The sequence below is a fragment of the Pseudomonas sp. IPO3747 genome, from assembly GCF_013385245.1.
Lineage (GTDB): Bacteria > Pseudomonadota > Gammaproteobacteria > Pseudomonadales > Pseudomonadaceae > Aquipseudomonas > Aquipseudomonas edaphica.
Map to the genome: position 1 here is coordinate 51,674 of NZ_JACAQL010000004.1, position 18,204 is coordinate 69,877.

The 18,204-nt window shown below is 63.3% G+C and carries 6 protein-coding genes; 4 read left to right on the plus strand and 2 right to left on the minus strand.

Annotated elements, in window-relative coordinates; all coding sequences use genetic code 11:
• Positions 1-123 precede the first annotated feature (123 nt).
• Genes dsbD through dsbG form a run of 3 tightly spaced genes read left to right on the plus strand, consistent with a single transcriptional unit; the run spans position 124 to position 3,439 of the window.
• Positions 124-1,851 carry a protein-disulfide reductase DsbD gene (gene dsbD / locus HX790_RS07245; RefSeq protein WP_169984801.1) on the plus strand — a complete coding sequence of 576 codons (1,728 nt, stop codon included), beginning with the start codon at positions 124-126 and terminating at the stop codon, positions 1,849-1,851.
• Positions 1,851-2,702, plus strand: coding sequence for a TlpA disulfide reductase family protein (locus tag HX790_RS07250; RefSeq protein WP_017134985.1), 852 nt, complete (start codon positions 1,851-1,853; stop codon positions 2,700-2,702). Before dsbD ends, HX790_RS07250 begins: the two co-directional genes overlap by 1 nt.
• Positions 2,678-3,439 (plus strand): thiol:disulfide interchange protein DsbG, encoded by a 762-nt coding sequence (gene dsbG / locus HX790_RS07255; RefSeq protein ID WP_017134984.1) that lies wholly within the window; start codon positions 2,678-2,680, stop codon positions 3,437-3,439. Before HX790_RS07250 ends, dsbG begins: the two co-directional genes overlap by 25 nt.
• Before the next feature lie 117 nt (positions 3,440-3,556).
• Here dsbG and HX790_RS07260 read toward each other — a convergent pair whose 3' ends face one another.
• Both HX790_RS07260 and HX790_RS07265 read right to left on the minus strand, forming a co-directional pair.
• The gene (locus HX790_RS07260) at positions 3,557-16,447 is read right to left on the minus strand and encodes a non-ribosomal peptide synthetase (protein ID WP_176991390.1); all 12,891 of its coding nucleotides are present in this window, start codon (positions 16,445-16,447) and stop codon (positions 3,557-3,559) included.
• 51 nt (positions 16,448-16,498) lie between these two features.
• A complete protein-coding gene (locus HX790_RS07265; protein WP_176991391.1) occupies positions 16,499-17,251 on the minus strand; it encodes a thioesterase II family protein in 753 nt (250 codons plus the stop codon).
• Positions 17,252-17,551: 300 nt separating this feature from the next.
• Here HX790_RS07265 and HX790_RS07270 point away from each other — a divergent pair, with 300 nt between their 5' ends.
• Positions 17,552-18,103 (plus strand): RNA polymerase factor sigma-70, encoded by a 552-nt coding sequence (locus HX790_RS07270; RefSeq protein ID WP_005789991.1) that lies wholly within the window; start codon positions 17,552-17,554, stop codon positions 18,101-18,103.
• The last annotated feature ends 101 nt before the right edge of the window (positions 18,104-18,204 follow it).

Below are 18,204 nucleotides of genomic sequence, written 5' to 3' on the forward strand. Positions count from 1 at the left end.
CGGATTAAGCGCCGATTATGCCGTGAAAACCGGCAGGCTCAGTTTAGAATAGCGCCCGGTTAATCATCGGTTAATCAACGCCACACATTGTGTGCCTAACTTGCATCAAACTAAGGCTTGACCATGCGGTATCTGTTTACCTTTCTGCTGGTGTTATTCGCAGGGTTCGCCCAGGCCGCGCCGGGCAATCCATTCGAGAGCAAACCCGACTTCCTGCCGGTGGGCAAAGCGTTCACCTTTACCTCCGAGCGCCTTGAAAGCGGCGAAACCCAGCTGTATTGGCAGATTGCCGATGGTTATTACCTTTATCAGCAACGCATGAAGTTCGACGGGCTGGCGGAAAAACCCGTGCTGCCGCAAGGCGAAGCCCACAGCGATGAATTCTTCGGCGAACAGCAAGTGTACCGCCAGGGCCTGGAAGTGAAGATCCCGGCGGGCGCCACCGGCCAGCTCAAGCTCGGCTGGCAGGGCTGCGCCGATGCCGGCCTGTGCTACCCGCCGCAATCGATCACTGTAGACCTGGGCGGCAACCCGGCTGTTGCGGCGACCGCACAAGCCCAGGACCAAAGCCTGGCCAGCGGCCTGCAACAGCGCAGCCTGGGTTGGAGCCTGCTGGTGTTCTTCGGCCTGGGCCTGCTGCTGGCATTTGCCCCGTGCTCGCTGCCGATGCTGCCGATCCTCGCGGGTTTGGTGGTCGGCAGCGGCGCCAGCCCCCGCCGTGGCTTTGCCCTGGCCAGCAGCTATGTGGTGTGCATGGCGCTGGTGTATGCGGCGCTCGGCGTACTGGCCGCGCTGCTGGGCGGCAACCTTGCCGCCCTCCTGCAAACGCCGTGGATCCTTGGCAGCTTCGCCGCGCTGTTTGTGATCCTGGCCCTACCGATGTTCGGCTTCTTTGAACTGCAACTGCCGACCTTCCTGCGTGATCGCCTGGACAACGTCAGCCGCCAGCAAAGCGGTGGCAGCCTGGTCGGCGCCGGTATTCTCGGTGCGCTGTCCGGCCTGTTGGTCGGCCCGTGCATGACCGCGCCACTGGCGGGTGCCCTGCTGTATATCGCCCAGAGCGGCAACGCGCTGCACGGCGGCCTGATCCTGTTCGCCATGGGCATCGGCATCGGTATTCCGCTGTTGCTGCTGGTGACCGTAGGCAACCGTTTCCTGCCCAAGCCGGGCACCTGGATGAACGTGCTCAAGGGCATCTTCGGCTTCCTGTTCCTCGGCACTGCCGTGCTGATGATCCGCCCGGTGGTCGGCGAAAGCCTGTGGCTCGGCCTGTGGGGCGCCTTGGCGCTGGTGATGGCCTACTGCGGCTGGACACTTGCCCGCGAATACGGGCTGGCGGCCAAGGTATTCGGCGCAGGCTCGCTGGTGCTGGGCCTGTGGGGTGCGCTGCTGGTAGTGGGCGCGGCCGGTGGCAGTGACGACCTGTGGCAACCGTTGAAGGTTTACAGCGGCTCCAAGGTTGGCGCTGCACCCAGCGCCCACGATGCGTTCATGACCATCAACGACCCAGCCGTGCTGCAAAGCCAGCTCGACAGCGCCAAGGCCCAGGGCCAGTGGGTGCTGGTGGACTACTACGCCGACTGGTGCGTGTCATGCAAGATCATGGAAAAACAAGTTTTCGGCCAACCCCAGGTGATGGACGCGCTTAAAGACGTGCGCCTGTTGCGCCTGGACGTCACCGCCGACAACGCCGCCAGCCGCGAGCTGCTCGGGCGCTACAAGGTGCCGGGGCCACCGAGCTTCGTGTGGATCGGCCCGGACGGTGAAGAACGTCGCGCCCAACGCATCACCGGCGAAGTGGATGCCGCCGCCTTCCTGCAACGCTGGACGCAAACCCGAGACGCGCGCTGATGCTGACCCTGACCATCGGTACGTTCGCCATCGCCCTGAATCACATCCTGCTGATCAGCGCGCTGATTCTCGCCACGCTGGTGGGTTGGCGCGTGGCCAAGCGTGGCGGTGAAAACCCCGAATCGGTGCTGTTCAGCCTGTTTTTGCTGGGCATGCTGGTGGCACGCTTAAGCTTTGTACTGATGTACTGGAGCGACTACAGCCACGACCCATTGCAGATAGTCGACCTGCGCGACGGCGGCTTCCTGCCCTGGCCCGGCGTGATTGCACTGGTGCTGGGCGCCGTGTTCTACGGCTGGCGCCGCCCGGCCATGCGCACACCGCTGAGTGCCGGGGTAGTCACGGGCCTGGTGTTCTGGGGCCTGACCAGTGTGTCCCTGAGCCTCTACGACAAGGGCGCACAATTGCCGGACATTACCTTGCGCAACGCCAATGGCGACGTGGTGCAACTGGCCGACTACAAAGGCGGGCCGCTGGTGATCAACCTCTGGGCCACCTGGTGCCCGCCGTGCCGCCGTGAAATGCCGGTGCTGGAGCGTGCGCAACACCAACGCCCGGACGTGACCTTCCTGTTCGTCAACCAGGCCGAAAGCATGCAAAGCGTCAGCACCTTTCTCGCCACCCAGGGCCTGACCCTCGACAACGTGCTGTTTGATGCGAGTGGCCGCCTTGGCCAGGCCGTGGGTTCGATGGCCTTGCCGACTACCCTGTTCTACCAAGCCGATGGGCGTCTGATCAACAGCCACCTGGGCGAGTTGTCCCAGGCCAGCCTGGCCCGAGCCATGGAACCCTTCGACACTGCCCCTGCTGCCACAAGGAAACCGACATGCCAAGACTCCGCCACCTGCTGACCCTGCTGCCGCTGACGCTTGCGGCCACACTGGCCCAGGCCGAAGACTGGCCGGCGCCGATCAAACAGATCGAAGCCAAGGGTGCCAAGATCCTCGGCAAGTTCGACGCGCCCAGCGGCCTCACCGGCTACGCCGCGCAATACCAGAACCGTGGCATGGCGCTGTACCTGACCGCGGACGGCAAAAGTGTGCTGGCCGGCAACCTGTACGACGCCCAGGGCAATGACCTGAGCAACGCGCCACTGGAGAAACTGGTGTACGCGCCGATGGCCAAGGAAGTCTGGGCCAAGATGGAACACAGCAACTGGATCCAGGACGGCGACAAAAACGCGCCGCGCACCGTCTACCTGTTCAGTGACCCCAACTGCCCGTACTGCAACATGTTCTGGGAACAGGCACGCCCGTGGGTCAAGGCCGGCAAGGTGCAATTGCGCCACATCATGGTCGGCATCATTCGCGAAGACAGCCCAGGCAAATCCGCCGCGCTGCTGGCCGCCAAAGACCCGCAAAAAGCCCTGGAAGAACACGAAGCCGCCGGCAAGGGCAGCAAATTGCAGGCATTGGACAAGATTCCGGCGGATATCGAAGCCAAGCTCGATGCCAACATGAAGTTGATGGAAGAGCTGGAACTGTCGGCAACGCCAGCGATTTTCTATCTGGATGACAAGGGTGGCTTGCAGCAACAGCAAGGCGCGCCGTCGCCGGACAAGCTGGTGAAGATTCTCGGCCCTAAATAGCCCATCAGATCGTTCCCTACGCTCTGCGTGGGAATGCCTCAGGTGACGCTCTGCGTCACGCTTTGGGACGCAGAGCGTCCTGGGCTGCATTCACACGCAGAGCGTGGGAACGATCAGTTACAAACCCTCCAGCTCCGCCATCAGATCACTCAACCGATCGACCTTCTCTGCACTGATCTCATTGGCCGCCAGGCCGTCGATATACTCGGCCAACTCCGCCACCGTGCCGCATTCGAACATCGCCCGCAGCGGCACATCCCGTTGCAGGGTTTTCTGCACCCGCGAAGCAATCTGCGTGGCCAGCAATGAATGCCCCCCCAGCTCGAAGAAGTTGTCCTGCACGCCTACCCTTTCGACCTTCAACACCTCAGCCCAAATCGCTGCCAGGGTAGCTTCCAGTTCGTTGCGTGGCGCCAGGTAATCCTGACTGTGCAACTGGCCAATCTCCAGGGCCGGCAGAGCGTTGCGGTCCAGCTTGCCGTTGGCGTTCAGCGGCAGGCGGTCAAGCCATAACCAGTGCAGCGGCACCATGTATTCCGGCAGCTCCGCGCGCAGGCGTTGCTTGATGCGGTCCAGGCGCTCGCCTGGATTCAGCGCTGCATCCGTCGCCACCAGGTAACCCACCAAATGCTTGCCGTTGACGCCTTCCTGCACACTCACCGCCGCATCCCGCACATCCGGCTGCTCATGCAGGCGCGCTTCGATTTCACCCAGTTCGATGCGGTAACCACGAATCTTCACCTGATGGTCGATACGCCCGACATATTCCAGCACACCATCACTGCGCCGACGCGCCAGGTCGCCGGTGCGGTATAGCCGCTCGCCCGGCGCGCCGAACGGGTTCGGTACAAACACCTGGGCGGTGCGCAATGGGTCGCTGACATAACCACGCCCTACGCCCGTGCCTGCCACACACAACTCGCCCACCGCACCTTGCGGCACCAGCGCCAGCGCACCATCAAGCAGATACAAGCGGTTGTTATCGGTTGGCGTGCCAATCGGCAGGTACGTGCCACGGGTCGACGCCAGGTCAACACGGAAGAACGCCACATCATCCGAGCACTCCGCCGGGCCATAAGCGTTGACCAAGCCGATCTCGGGGTAACGCAGCAACCACTGGTGCGCCAGCTCCGGCGGCATGGCTTCACCCGTCGGCAGCATCCAGCGCAAGTCGTCCAGGCTCATGCGTTCTTGAGCGAGCATGCCCTGGATCAGCGACGGCACGCTCTCCAGCACGGTAATACCTTGGGCCTGCACGTGCGCCAACAAACCCTGCGGGTCATGGGCGATGGTGTTCGGCACAATATCCACCCGCGCGCCAAACAGCGGCGCGGTGAGGAACTGCCACACAGAAATATCGAAACTCTGCGAAGCGGTCTGCGCGATCACATCTGTCTCGCTCAGTTGCAGATACGGCACCTTGCTCAACTGGTTATTGAGCATGCCGCGCTGTTCCACCATCACACCTTTGGGCAACCCCGTGGAGCCGGAGGTGTAGATCACATAGGCGAGGTTATCCGGCGTGCTGTAGATGCCGGGGTTTTCGCCACGGCCGGGCACTTCTTCCCATACCAGCAACTGGCAGTCAGTGCCGTCCAGCAATTCAATCGCCTGCTCGCGGCACGCCTCGGTGCACACCAGCAACGGTGTGCGGCTCAGGTCGATGATGCGGTTCAGCCGCTGGCTTGGCAGGCCTGGGTCCAGCGGCAGGTAACCGGCACCGGCCTTGAAGCTGCCGATGATCATGCCGAGCAAATCCAGGTTACGCTCGGCCAGCAGCGCCACCGGCTGATCCAGCCCGACACCGGCCTCGATCAGCGCGTAGCCCAGGCCGTTGCTGCGGCGGTTCAATTCATCGTAGGTCCATTGCTGGTCGAGGCAACTGGCGGCGATGCGCTGCGGATGTTGCGCCACCTGCACTTCGAACAACTCGACATAGCTGCGTTCCAGCGGGTAGTCATGCTCACTCTGGTTACAGCCGTCGACCAGAAACGCCCGCTCCTGCTCGCCGATCAGCGGCAAGTCCGCCATGTCGCCATGGAAGCCCTGCACCAACGCCAGCAGCAGGCGCTTGAACTCGCCCAGCATGCCTTGCACGGTGGTTTCATCGAAATAACGCTGGTCGTAGGACAGGTGCAAGCCGAGGTCATCGCCCGGATAACACACGGCCGTCAGCGGGAAGTTGGTGTGGGTGCGGCCGGAGTCCGAGGTGGCATTCAGGCTTTGCGCACGGTCCAGCACCGAGACTTCCACCGGTGCGTTTTCAAACACGAACAGGCTGTCGAACAGCGGCTGGCCTTTAGGCAATTCGCTGTGTTCCTGGATAGTCACCAGCGGCAGGTATTCGTATTCGCGCAGTTGCATATTGCTGTCGAGCAAGCCGCTCAGCCACTGACGCACACTGCAAGTCTGGTCGTCTTCCGGCAGTTTCACCCGCAGCGCGATGCTGTTGATGAACAGGCCGACAGTGCGTTGCATCTCGGGCATCTCCACCGGCCGCCCGGCGACGGTGACGCCAAACAGCACGTCACGATCACCGCTCAAACGCCGCAGCACCAAGGCCCACGCCGCTTGGGCGAAGGTGTTGACGGTGAGTTGATGGGCCTGGGCCAATTCGCGCAATTGCGCACCGTCGCGGGCATCCAGGCGGGTGTAGCAATCGCCTACCACCATGCCGCCGCTGTGGCCTGCGTGTTCACGCAGGAATGGCCGGTCGCTCGGGATCGGCGTGGTGCGCTCGAACCCTTGCAGGTTCTGTTGCCACCACTGGCGCGCTTCATTGAGGTTCTGGCGTTGCAGCCAGGCGATGTAATCGCGGTAGCGCGGCGGCGTGGCCAATTGCGCATCGCGGCCCTCGCCCAGGGCCATGTAGATGTCGAAGAAATCATTCATCAGCAACGAGCGGCACCAGGCATCGATCAGGATGTGGTGGTTGCTCATCATGAACCAGTAGCGCGCCTCGCCCACGCGGATCAGCCGCAGGTGGAACGGCGCCTGGTTGAGCAGATCAAAACCGGCCTCGCGTTCGGCCTTCAGTAAGGCTTGCAGGCGCGGCTCCTGCTCGGCTTCGGGGTCATGGCTCCAATCCAGATACTCAATCGGCGTGCTGCCCGGCTTGTGGATCACCTGCAGCATGTCCTCGCCGACGTTCCAGCAGAACGACGCACGCAAGGCTTCATGCCGGGCGATCACCGCCTGCCAGGCCTGGGCGAAACGCTCGGGGTCGAGGGCGCTGTTGATGCGGTAGCGGTCCTGCATGTAGTAGAGGCCGGTGCCCGGCTCCAGCAAGGTGTGCAGCAGCAGGCCTTCCTGCATTGGCGTCAGCGGGTAGACGTCTTCGATGACGTTTGCCGGCACCGGCAGGCTGTCGAGCTGCGATTGAGTCAGGTGCGCCAACGGGAAGTCGGACGGCGTAAGGCCACCCGCCTCGTCGTTGAGGCAATGCGCGATCAGGCTTTGCAGCTCGCTCAAGTACCCATCCGCCAGTTCACGGATGGTCTGTGGCTCATGGCGCTCACGGCTGAAGGTCCAGCGCAGCACCAATTCGCCGCCGTACACTTGGCTGTCGACACTCAGCTCGTTGGGCAGCGGCGCATCCGGGTCATGGGCCAGGCCCGCCGATTCATCCAGCGGGTGGAACAGTGCATCGGCGCCGAAACTCTGGTCGAACTGGCCGAGGTAGTTGAAGGTGATCTGCGCCGTTGGCAATGCGGCCATGGCCTGCTTGCACTGATCGTCCGCCAGGTAACGCAGCACGCCATAACCCAGGCCTTTGTGCGGCACGCCGCGCAGTTGTTCCTTGATGGCCTTGATCGAGTCGCCCTGCCCGGCTTGCGGTGTCAGGCGCAACGGGTAAGCACTGGTGAACCAGCCGACGCTGCGGGTCAGGTCGATTTCATCGAACAGGGTTTCACGGCCATGGCCTTCCAGTTGGATCAAGGTCGAGGCGTGCCCCGTCCAGCGGCACAGCACGCGGGCCAAGGCGGTCAGCAGCAGGTCGTTGACTTGGGTGCGATACGCGCTCGGCGCCTGTTGCAGCAACTGTCGGGTATGGTCGGCACCCAGGCGCACGCTGACGGTCTCAGCCTCGCCATTGCGCAGTGAACCCTGTGGACGCGCCACTGGCAATTCCACCGCAGGACCGGCCAGTTGGTCTTGCCACAGGCTCAACTCTTCGCGCAGGGATTCGCTGCCGGCATAAGCGCGCAGACGCGCGGCCCAATCGCGCAATGCGCTGGTCTTGGCGGGCAGGCTGACGGACTGGCCGTCGCTCAACTGGCGGTAAACCGTTTGCAGGTCCTCCAGCAGTACGCGCCACGACACGCCGTCTACCACCAGGTGATGAATCACAATCAGCAGGCGTTGCTGGCCTTGCGGGCCGTCCACCAGCAAGGCGCGCAACAGCGGGCCATGCTCAAGGTCGAGGCTGCGTTGGGTGTCAGTGAACAGCTCAGTGCAGGCCTGCATATCGCGCACTTGCGCCTGCATCAGCACACCGCCTTGGGGCACGGCCAGGTGCTCGGCATGCCAGTGTGCGTCGCGCGTGGAGAAGCTCAGGCGCAAGGCGTCGTGATGCTCCAGCACCGCCAGCAGTGCTTGCTCCAGGCGATGGGGCTCCAGCAATTGCAGCGGCTTGAGCAGCAATGCCTGGTTCCAGTGCTGACGGTTGGGGATCTCGGTATCAAAGAACCAATGCTGGATCGGCGTCAGGCCCGAGCTGCCGGTGAGCAGCCCCTGCTCGGCTGTCACTTGCTCGGAGCGCGTAGCCACGGCGGCCAGGGTTTGCACGGTCTGGTGCTGGAACAAATCCCGTGGGCTGAAATGAATCCCGGCCTGCCGCGCACGGCTGACCACCTGGATCGACAGGATCGAGTCACCGCCCAGCTCAAAGAAGTTATCGTCCAGGCCGACTTGCTGCACGTTCAACACCGCGCACCAAATGGCCGCCAGGCTTTGCTCCAACTCATTGCGTGGCGCCACGTAGGTTTGGCGATTGGCCGTAGGATCCGGCTGCGGCAAGGCGCGGCGGTCGAGCTTGCCGTTGGCGGTCAGCGGCATGCTGTCGAGCACGATCAGGTGCGCGGGCACCATGTAGTCCGGCAGTTGCGCCTTGAGGTGCGCCTTGAGTGCATCACGCAAGGCGGCAGGGTCGGCGTCGCTGACCAGATACGCCGCCAGCTGTTTACCACTGGGTGAATCCAGCGCCAGCACCACTGCTTCGCGCACGGCTGCGTGCTCCAGCAGGCGCGTTTCGATTTCACCCAGCTCGATGCGGAAACCGCGAATCTTCACTTGATGGTCGATACGGCCCAGGTACTCCACCAGGCCGTCGGCGCGTTGGCGCACCAGGTCGCCGGTGCGGTACAAACGGCCGCCATCGGCAGCAAACGGATCGGCGACAAACCGCTCGGCCGTCATGCCAGGACGTTCGTGATAACCCTGGGCCAGACCGGCGCCGCCCACATACAACTCACCGGTCGCGCCTTGGGGCACCAGCGCCAGGTCGGCATCGAGGATATAGGCCACGCGAGCGCCGATGATGCTGCCGATCGGCACGCTGGCGGCGCCTTCTTCCAACACGTGCGGCGCCAGGCTGGCCAGCGGCATCACCACGGTTTCGGTCGGGCCATAGGCGTTGAAAAATAGCTCGGGCTGGAACACCGCACGAATCCGCTGCAAGTGTTCGCCGGTCAGCGCCTCGCCGCCGGTGATGCACATGCGCACCGGCAAAGTCTGTTGCCGGGTCGCCAGCCATTGCGCCAATTGGCTGCCGTAGCTTGGGGTAAAGCCGAGGATAGTGATGCCATGGGCACGGATCAGTGCGCAGATTTCTTCGGCATCCCATTGGCCTTGGGCGCGCAATACCACCTGCGCACCGCTGAGCAGCGGCACCAGTAGACGCTCGGTGGCGGCGTCGAAGTTGATGGAGTAGAAGTGCAGCTCGCAATCATCCGCGCGCATGCCAAAGCGCTCGATCACCGCCTGGCAATGCATGGCGATTTCGCCGTGGGACACCACCACGCCCTTCGGCTTGCCAGTGGAGCCGGAGGTGTAGATCAGGTACGCCTGATGTTGCGGCAGGCTGATAAAGGGCGGCTCGGCGGCAGGGTAATTGGCCAACACCGGCAAGTCATCTTCCAGGCACCAGCACGCGACCGTCGCCGGCAATTCGCCGAGGGCTTCGAACATCGCCGCATCACTGAGCAGCAGGCCGATGCCACTGTCTTCAATCATGTAGTGCAGGCGGTCGAGCGGGTATTCCGGGTCCAGCGGCACATAAGCGCCGCCGGCCTTGAGGATCGCCAGCAGGCCGATGACCATTTCCAGCGAGCGCGGCAGCGCCAGGCCGACCCGCACCTGCGGGCCAACGCCGCGCTCACGCAGCATCCAGGCCAGGCGGTTGGCGCGCTCATCCAGTTCGCGATAACTGAGCGTGACCCCGGCAAAGGTCAACGCCGCTGCATCGGGGCGGGCCAATGCTTGTTGGCTGAACAGCGGGTGAATGCACTGATCCAGGCGGTGTTCACCCGCCTCGATACCCAGGCTGCTCTGCAAGGCGCGCTGCTCAGTGGCCGTCAGCAAGGGCAACTCGCTCAGACGCTGTTGCGGGTTGGCGATCAACGCTTCCAACAGGTTTTTCCAATGTGCGGCCATCCGCGCAATACGCGTCTCGTCGAACAGATCGGTGCTGTAGGTCAGGCAGCAACCCAGCCGATGGTCGAGGTCGGTGACTTCCAGGTTGAGATCGAACTTGGTCGCCCGCGCATCGTTGACCAGGTATTCGACGGTCATGCCCGCCAGTTGGCGGCTCTGCTGGAATTCCCAGCGCTGCACGTTGCACATCACCTGGAACAGCGGGTTATATGCCGCGCTGCGCGATGGTTGCAGGGCTTCCACCAGATGATCGAATGGCAGGTCCTGGTGAGACTGGCCTTCGATCACGGTATGGCGCACCTGCTCTAACAACTCGGCCACATTCATCTGCCCATTGAGCTGGCAACGCAGCACCTGGGTGTTGAGGAATGCGCCGATCAGCCCTTCGCTTTCCGGGCGAATGCGGTTGGCCACCGGCGCGCCGATGCGCAGGTCGGTCTGGCCGCTGTAGCGGTAGAGCAGCACCGCCAGGGTGGCGGTCATGGTCATGAACAACGTCAGGCCACGTTCGGCGTTAAAGGCGCGCACGCGAGCGGCCAAGTCATCGCTCAGATCAAAACGGTACAACTCGCCCTGATGGCTTTGCACCGGTGGCCGTGGGCGGTCGGCGGGCAGTTCGAGCAAAGGATGCTCATGGCCCAGTTGCGCAGTCCAGTAGTCCAGTTGGCGTTGGCGCTCGCCAGCCTCCAGCCACTGGCGCTGCCACACGCTGTAGTCGAGGTATTGCACCGCCAGCGGCGCCAGCGGCGAGTCGCGTTCGTCGATAAACGCCTCGTACAGCGCGCCGAGCTCACGGGCGAAGATGTCCATGGCCCAGCCTTCGGTGACGATATGGTGCAGGGTCAGCACGAAGTAGTGCTCTTGCTCGCCGGCCTTGACCACGCAGGCCCGCAACAGCGGCCCGGTTTCCAGGTTGAACGGCGTGTGAGCTTCCTGATCGGCGAAATCTTGCAGGCGCTGCTGACGCTCGGTTTCATTGAGCGCGGAGAAATCCTGCCAGCCCATGCGCATACCGGTTTGCGGTGAGACCTTTTGGTACGCCACGCCATCGACGCTCGGGAAGGTGGTGCGCAGGGTTTCGTGACGCATGATCAAGGCTTGCAACGCCGCCTCAAAACGCCCTACATCCAGTATGCCGCACAGACGCGCCATGCCACCGACGTTGTAGGCCGGGCTGTCGGGCTCCATCTGCCAGAGGAACCACATGCGCTGCTGGGAATAAGACAGCGGCACCCGCGCGCTGCGGTCGACCCGGGCGATAGCGGTTTGCTGATTGCGTTGGCCCGAAGCCTGGATCGCGCCCACTTGCTCGGCAAACGCACCCAGCTCGCTGGCTTCGAACAGGCTGCGCAACGGCAACTCGACGTCGCAGGCCTGACGGGTGCGGGAGATGATTTGCGTGGCCAGCAACGAGTGGCCGCCGAGGGCAAAAAAGTCGTCGCGCAGGCCGATACGTGGCAAGCCCAGCACTTCGCGCCAGATCGCGGCAATCTGCTGCTGCAACGGCGTTGCAGGCTCGATGTGCTCGCGGGTTTGCCACACAGGCTCTGGTAATGCGCGGCGGTCGAGTTTGCCGCTGGGGCTCAGGGGCATGGCGTCCAGACGCATCAGCAAGGTGGGCACCATGTACTCCGGCAGCTCGGCGGCCAGGGCGGTTTTTACCTCCTGCTCGGTAAGCTTCGCAGGCGCGGTGTAGTAACCGATCAACTGCGCATCACGCACCAGCACCACGGCTTGGGCGATGCCGTCCAGCGCCAGCATCCGTGCTTCGATTTCTTCAGGCTCCACACGGAACCCACGCAGCTTGACCTGCTGATCAAGGCGGCCCAGGTATTCGAGCACGCCATCTGCGCCCCAACGCACACGGTCACCGGTGCGATACAGGCGTGTGCCGGGTGCGCCCAACGGGTCAGCCACAAATCGCTCGGCGGTCAGCCCGGCGCGACCAAGATAACCGCGCGCCAGGCCGATGCCGCCGATGCACAGTTCGCCCGGCACACCGGCCGGTAATGGGTTGAGTTGCTCATCCAGCACGCGGCAGATCACATTGCCCAGCGGCCGGCCGATGGGCGAGCGTTCGCCATCCGCAACCTGGCAATGCCAGTGGGTCACGTTGATCGCGGTTTCAGTCGGGCCATACCGGTTGTGCAGTTGCACCGCCGGCAGCTGCGCCAATACGCGGTTACGCAGCTCGGCAGGCAAGGCTTCACCGCCGGAGAACAGACGCCGCAGGCTGGTGCACTCAGTCACCAACGGCTCATCGATAAACAGCTGCAGCAGCGGCGGCACAAAGTGCAGCGTGGTCACGCCGTGTTCCTGTACCAGCTGCGCAATGCGGTGCGGATCGCGATGTTCGCCAGGGCCGGCCAGCACCAGGCGGCAGCCGCTGATCAGTGGCCAGAAGCACTCCCACACCGATACGTCAAAGCTGATCGGCGCCTTTTGCATCAGCACATCGGTGTCGTTGAGTTGATAGGTGGCCTGCATCCACTGCAAGCGCTCGGCCAGGGCCGCATGGGTATTGCCCACGCCTTTGGGCTGGCCGGTGGAGCCGGAGGTGTAGATCACGTAGGCGAGGTTGTCTCCATTCAAGTGCAGGCCCGGCGCCTGGGTCGGCCAGCTGTCCAGGTGCAGGCTGTCCATGGCGATCACGCACACGCCCTCGGTGGCCGGCAGCAGTTCAAGCACTGCGGTTTGGCTCAGCAACAGGTGTACGCCGCTGTCCTTGAGCATGTAGGCCAGGCGGTCGGCGGGGTAATCCGGATCGAGCGGCACATAGGCGCCACCGGCCTTGATGATTGCCAGCAGACCGATCAGCAGCTGCGGCGAACGCTCGGCGGCGATGGCCACGCACACATCCGGGCCGACGCCCTTGTCACGCAGGTAGTGGGCCAGGCGGTTGGCCTGGGTGTGCAGTTGGGCGAAGGTCAGGCTGCCGCCTTGCCAGACCAGTGCGGTGTTGTCAGAGATCTGTTGGCTGAGCAGCTCGGGCAGCCACTGCCGGGCCGGGGCACACGGGGCTTCGCTCCATGGCTGCTGCTCGTCTGTGTGCATCAGCTTGAGGTCGCCGATGGCGTGCTCCGGCTGCTCGCACACCGCGTGCAGCAGGTTGATGAAGTGCTCGGCGAGGCGCTGGATGGTCGCGCTGTCGAACAGCTCATCGGCGTAGTCGAACGCCAGGCTCAAACGCCCGTTGCGGTCTTCTTCAGTGTGCAGTTGCAGGTCGAACTTGGCTTCGCGACTGTGCCATGGCAGCTCATCGGCAAGCATGCCCGGCAAGCGGCGCAAGGCGCTCAAGTCGCGCTGCTGGTGGTTGAACATAACCTGGAACAGGCCTTGTTCGCGGGCCTGGGGGAAGGCTTCCAGCAATTGTTCGAAGGGCAGGTCCTGGTGAGCCTGAGCGCCCAGCGCAGCCTGGCGCGTGGCAGCCAACAGCTGATTGAATGGCAGGCGCCCGTCCAGCTCAACGCGCAACACCAAGGTGTTGATGAAGAAGCCAATCAGGCCTTGGGTTTCCTGGCGTGGGCGATTGGCGTTGGGCACGCCGATACGGATATCGCGCTGGCCGCTGTAGCGGTAGAGCAGGCTCTGGAACGCCGCCAGCAACAACATGAACGGTGTGGACTCATGGGCTTGAGCGGCATGGCAAATGGCTTCGCTGAGCGCTGCGTTCAAGCGCACGCTATGGCGCGAGGCACTGTGGGTGTGCTGCGCAGCGCGTGGATGGTCGGTGGCCAGGCTCAGGGCCGGGTGCTCATCACCCAATTGCGCCTGCCAATAGGCCAATTGCCGCTGGCCTTCGCCTTCGGCCAGCCATTGACGCTGCCAACTGCCGTAGTCGGCGTATTGCAGGGCCAGTGGCGGCAGTTCCAGGGTTTGGCCTTGGGTTGCGGCGGCATACAGACGCGAGAATTCGTCGATCAGAATGTTCAGCGACCAACCGTCGGCGATGATGTGATGCAAGGTCACCAGCAGTTGGTGATCTTCATCGTCCAGGCGCACCAGCGTCACCCACAGCAACGGGCCTTTTTCCAGGTCGAACCGGGTGCGCGCTTCGTCTTCGCGGATCTGCTGCGCGCGGGCTTCGCGTTCGGCGCTTGGCAGGTCGCTGAGGTCGATCACTTGCAGCTCGAAACCGGTGTTGGCCTCGACGCGCTGGAAGGCTTGGCCATCGCGTTCATAGAAGCGCGTGCGCAGGGCTTCGTGGCGCTGGATCAACTGCTGGAAGCTCGTGCGCACGGCATCTTCGTCCAGCTCGCCGCGCAACCGCAGGGCGCCGGGGATGGTGTAGGCGCTGCTGTGCGGGTCCAGTTGCCAGGTGATCCACAGGCGGTTCTGTGCCAGGGATTGCGGCAAGTCTGCCTGGCGTGACAAGGCCTGGATCGCGCCTTGGGCAACGCCGCCGTCTTGCTGCAATTGCGCCACATTGGCGGCGAACGCCGAAAGCGTCGGCGCCTCGAACAGCAGGCGCAGGTTCAGCTCCAGGCCCAGGCTTTCACGCAGGCGCGCGACCACCTGGGTGGCGGTGATGGAGTTGCCGCCGAGCAGGAAGAAGTGGTCATCGGCCGCCACGGTTGCGACCTGCAACTGCTCGCACCAGATCGCTGCAATCTGTTTTTGCAGCTCGGATTCAAGCAGCGCATCACTGGCCTGGGCTTGCAGACTCGGGAACTGCGCATAGCTGTCGAGGCTGCCATCGGCATAACGAAGCGCGCACGCCGAACGCTGCACCTTGCCGCTGGAGGTCTTGGGCAAGCCACCGGGGTTGAGCAGTACCACCACGCTCGGGGCTTCTTGATAAGCCTCGGCCACCGCCTGGCGAATCGCCTTGATCAAGGCCTCCGGCGGCAGGATTTTCTGCACGCTGCGGCTGATTTCTGCGGCGATGCCGATGCCTTCCAGGCCTTGGTGATTCACGGCAAACGCCGCTACCCGACCCTTGCGCACCACTTCGACTTCGCGCTCGACGGTCTGCTCGATGTCCTGCGGATACAGGTTGTGGCCGCGCACGATCAGCAGGTCTTTGAGGCGACCGGTGATGTACACCTCGCCGTCGCGGATAAAGCCCAGGTCGCCGGTGCGCAGCCAGGTGCGCCCCGCGTGTTGTACAAAGGTTTTGGCGCTGGCCTCGGGGTTGCGCCAGTAGCCGTGGGCGATGCTGGGGCCGGCGGCCCAGAGTTCGCCGACACGGTTGTCGGGCAATTCGGTGAGGGTGTGCGGATCGGCGATCAGCACCGCGTGTTCCGGCTGGCTCGTGCCGCAACTCATGATCGCGCTGCCCTGCCCCGGTTCAGCGCGGTTGGCGGCCAGCGCCTGTTCATCCACACGCAACGCGGGGATGCCTTGACCACGGGTGCCACCGGCGACAAACAACGTCGCCTCGGCCAGCCCGTAGGAGGCGAAGAAATTATTCGAGGTGAAACCACAAACGGCAAACTTCTCGGCGAAACGTTCCAGGGTGTCGAGGCGGATCGGCTCGGAGCCCGAATACGCCACGCGCCACTTGCTCAAATCCAGGCGTTCCAGCGCGGTTTCACTGACCCGCTCGCTGCACAGGCGATAGGCGAAATCCGGCCCGCCGCTGATGGTGCCACCGTATTCGCTGATCGCTTCCAGCCAGCGCAATGGGCGGCCGAGGAAGTACGCCGGCGACATCAACACACAGGGCACGCCACTGAAGATCGGTTGCAGCAAGCCGCCGATCAGGCCCATGTCGTGGTACAGCGGCAGCCAGCTGACGATTACATCATCCGGGTGCAGATCAATGCCGAAGCCGCGACGGATCAGCACTTCGTTGGCCACCAGGTTGCCGTGGCTGACTTGCACGCCCTTGGGTAGCGCGGTGGAGCCGGAGGTGTATTGCAGGAAGGCGATGTCGTCCGCTTGCAGCGCGGGCTCGACCCAATTGCCAGCGCTCTGCAGGGTATCGACGCTCAATACCGGCGGCGCGTTCTCGATCTGCGCCAGGCCGTCGGCGAGGCAGGCGATGGTCAGCAGCAGGCGCGGCTCGGCATCGCTGATGATCGACAGCAGCCGCTCCTGATGATGGCGCTTGGTCGACTCCGGCGGATAGGCCGGCACCGCGATGACCCCAGCGTACAGGCAACCAAAGAACGCCGCGACGTAATCCGGGCCGCTGGGGAACAACAGCACCGCACGGTCGCCCAATGCCGCATTGGCCTGCAAGGCGGCGGCGATGGTGCGGGCGCGCTGGTCTAGGTCGCGGTAACTGAGCACAACGCTGTCGGCGGCGGATTCGGCCAGGAAGCGCAGGGCCACCTGGTCCGGGGTCTGCGCGGCGCGGTGTTGAAGGGACTGGACCAGGGTGCGGGGAAGTTCGAAGGCGTCCATCATGGGGTTCCTGCCTGAAATCGGCTTACGGGAAAATCGGGAATTAGGGCCGTGCTAAACGGCAGCCAGTTGGCGCGCCGCATCATTGCGCCAGCGGGCCAAGTGCTCGTCGGCATAGCGGCGCAAGCAGCGCAGCACCGCGCTTTCGTGCTGCACGAGGAAGAAGTGGTGGCCGTCGAACATATCCAGGGAGAAGCCGCTGGCGGCATCCAGTTGCCAGTCGAGCAACTGGTCGGCGCGCACACTGTCCTGCTTGCCGCCAAACACATGGATCGGCATGCCCAGTGGCGCGCGCTCGCCATAGGTGAAGCTGCCGCACAGCAGGAAGTCGGCGCGCAGAATCGGCAGCATCAACTGCATCAATTCCGGGTTGGCCAGCGCCTCTTCGGCGGTGCCCTGCAGTTCGCGCAGGCGGGCGATCAGTTGTTCATCGGTCTTTTCGATGGCGTATTCGCTCACATCGCGGCGCGCCGGGCCGGCGGTACCCGAAGCAAATAACGCCAGCGGCGCAGGCAGATTGCGTGCCTTCAGTGCATGCGCCAGTTCAAATGCCAGCAGGCCGCCCAGGCTGTGGCCGAACAAGGCATAGGGGCTGCCCAGGTCACGACCGATCTCGTCGGCAAGCTGCGCGGCCAAGGTTTTGATATCGCGCTGCAACGGCTCATCCATGCGCATGCCGCGACCCGGCAATTCCAGCGGGCACACCTGCAACCAGTCAGGCAGAGCCCGGCGCCAGCGTGCATAGACCATCGCGCTGGCCCCCGAATAGGGCAGGCAGAACAGGCGCAATCGCGTGGAAACGCTCATTGATCGCGGTCTCCAAACTGAAAAACGCTGCCTGCACGATAAAAACCCATTTCGCCCTCCTGCGGGTGCTGATCCTTGGCCGTTGGCTAACGGGCCTGTCACCCAGAAGAACGGACGGCCCGGGCAAATAATTAGTCGCCGGGAGCGAGGGAGGCGTAGTTCACAGCGAACAAGAAAGCATAAGATTAGTTCGTCTTCTCATTTGACAATCATTATCATTAAGCATAATTTGTTGCCCGATGTGTAGGAGGCCTCAGCAAGGACGCCCTCCCCTAACTCTTTCGCGACAAGGTGATTTCCATGACGGAACAAGTATCCACAGGCAGGTGCGACTCACCCCTTTTGCAGGCATTCGTCGACAATCGACTTATTTTGGTGAAGATCGCCGCCCGGATTACCGGTTGCCGCTCGCGCGCCGAAGACGTCGTGCAGGACGCCTACTTTCGGCTGCAATCAGCGCCGACCATCACCTCGTCGTTCAAGGCTCAATTGAGTTATCTGTTCCAGATCGTGCGCAACCTGGCGATCGACCACTACCGCAAGCAGGCCCTGGAGCTCAAATATTCGGGGACGGAAGAGGAAGGCTTGAATGTGGTCATTCACGGCGCTTCACCGGAAACTTCGCATATCAACTTCAACACCCTGGAAAACATCGCTGACGCCCTGACGGAGTTGCCCCAGCGCACCCGCTATGCGTTCGAGATGTACCGTCTGCACGGCGTGCCGCAAAAGGACATCGCCAAGGAGTTGGGCGTATCGCCAACCCTGGTGAACTTCATGATTCGTGATGCGCTGGTGCATTGCCGCAAGGTGTCGGGCAGCCATAGCGATACGTTTGCACGCAGGGTGTGAAGCTGTAGAGATATGTGGCGAGCAGGCTTGCCCTGCGTTGGGGCGCGAAGCGGCCCTAAAACCGGACACTCGGTACTAATTGGAAGAGCGCGGTGGCCTTA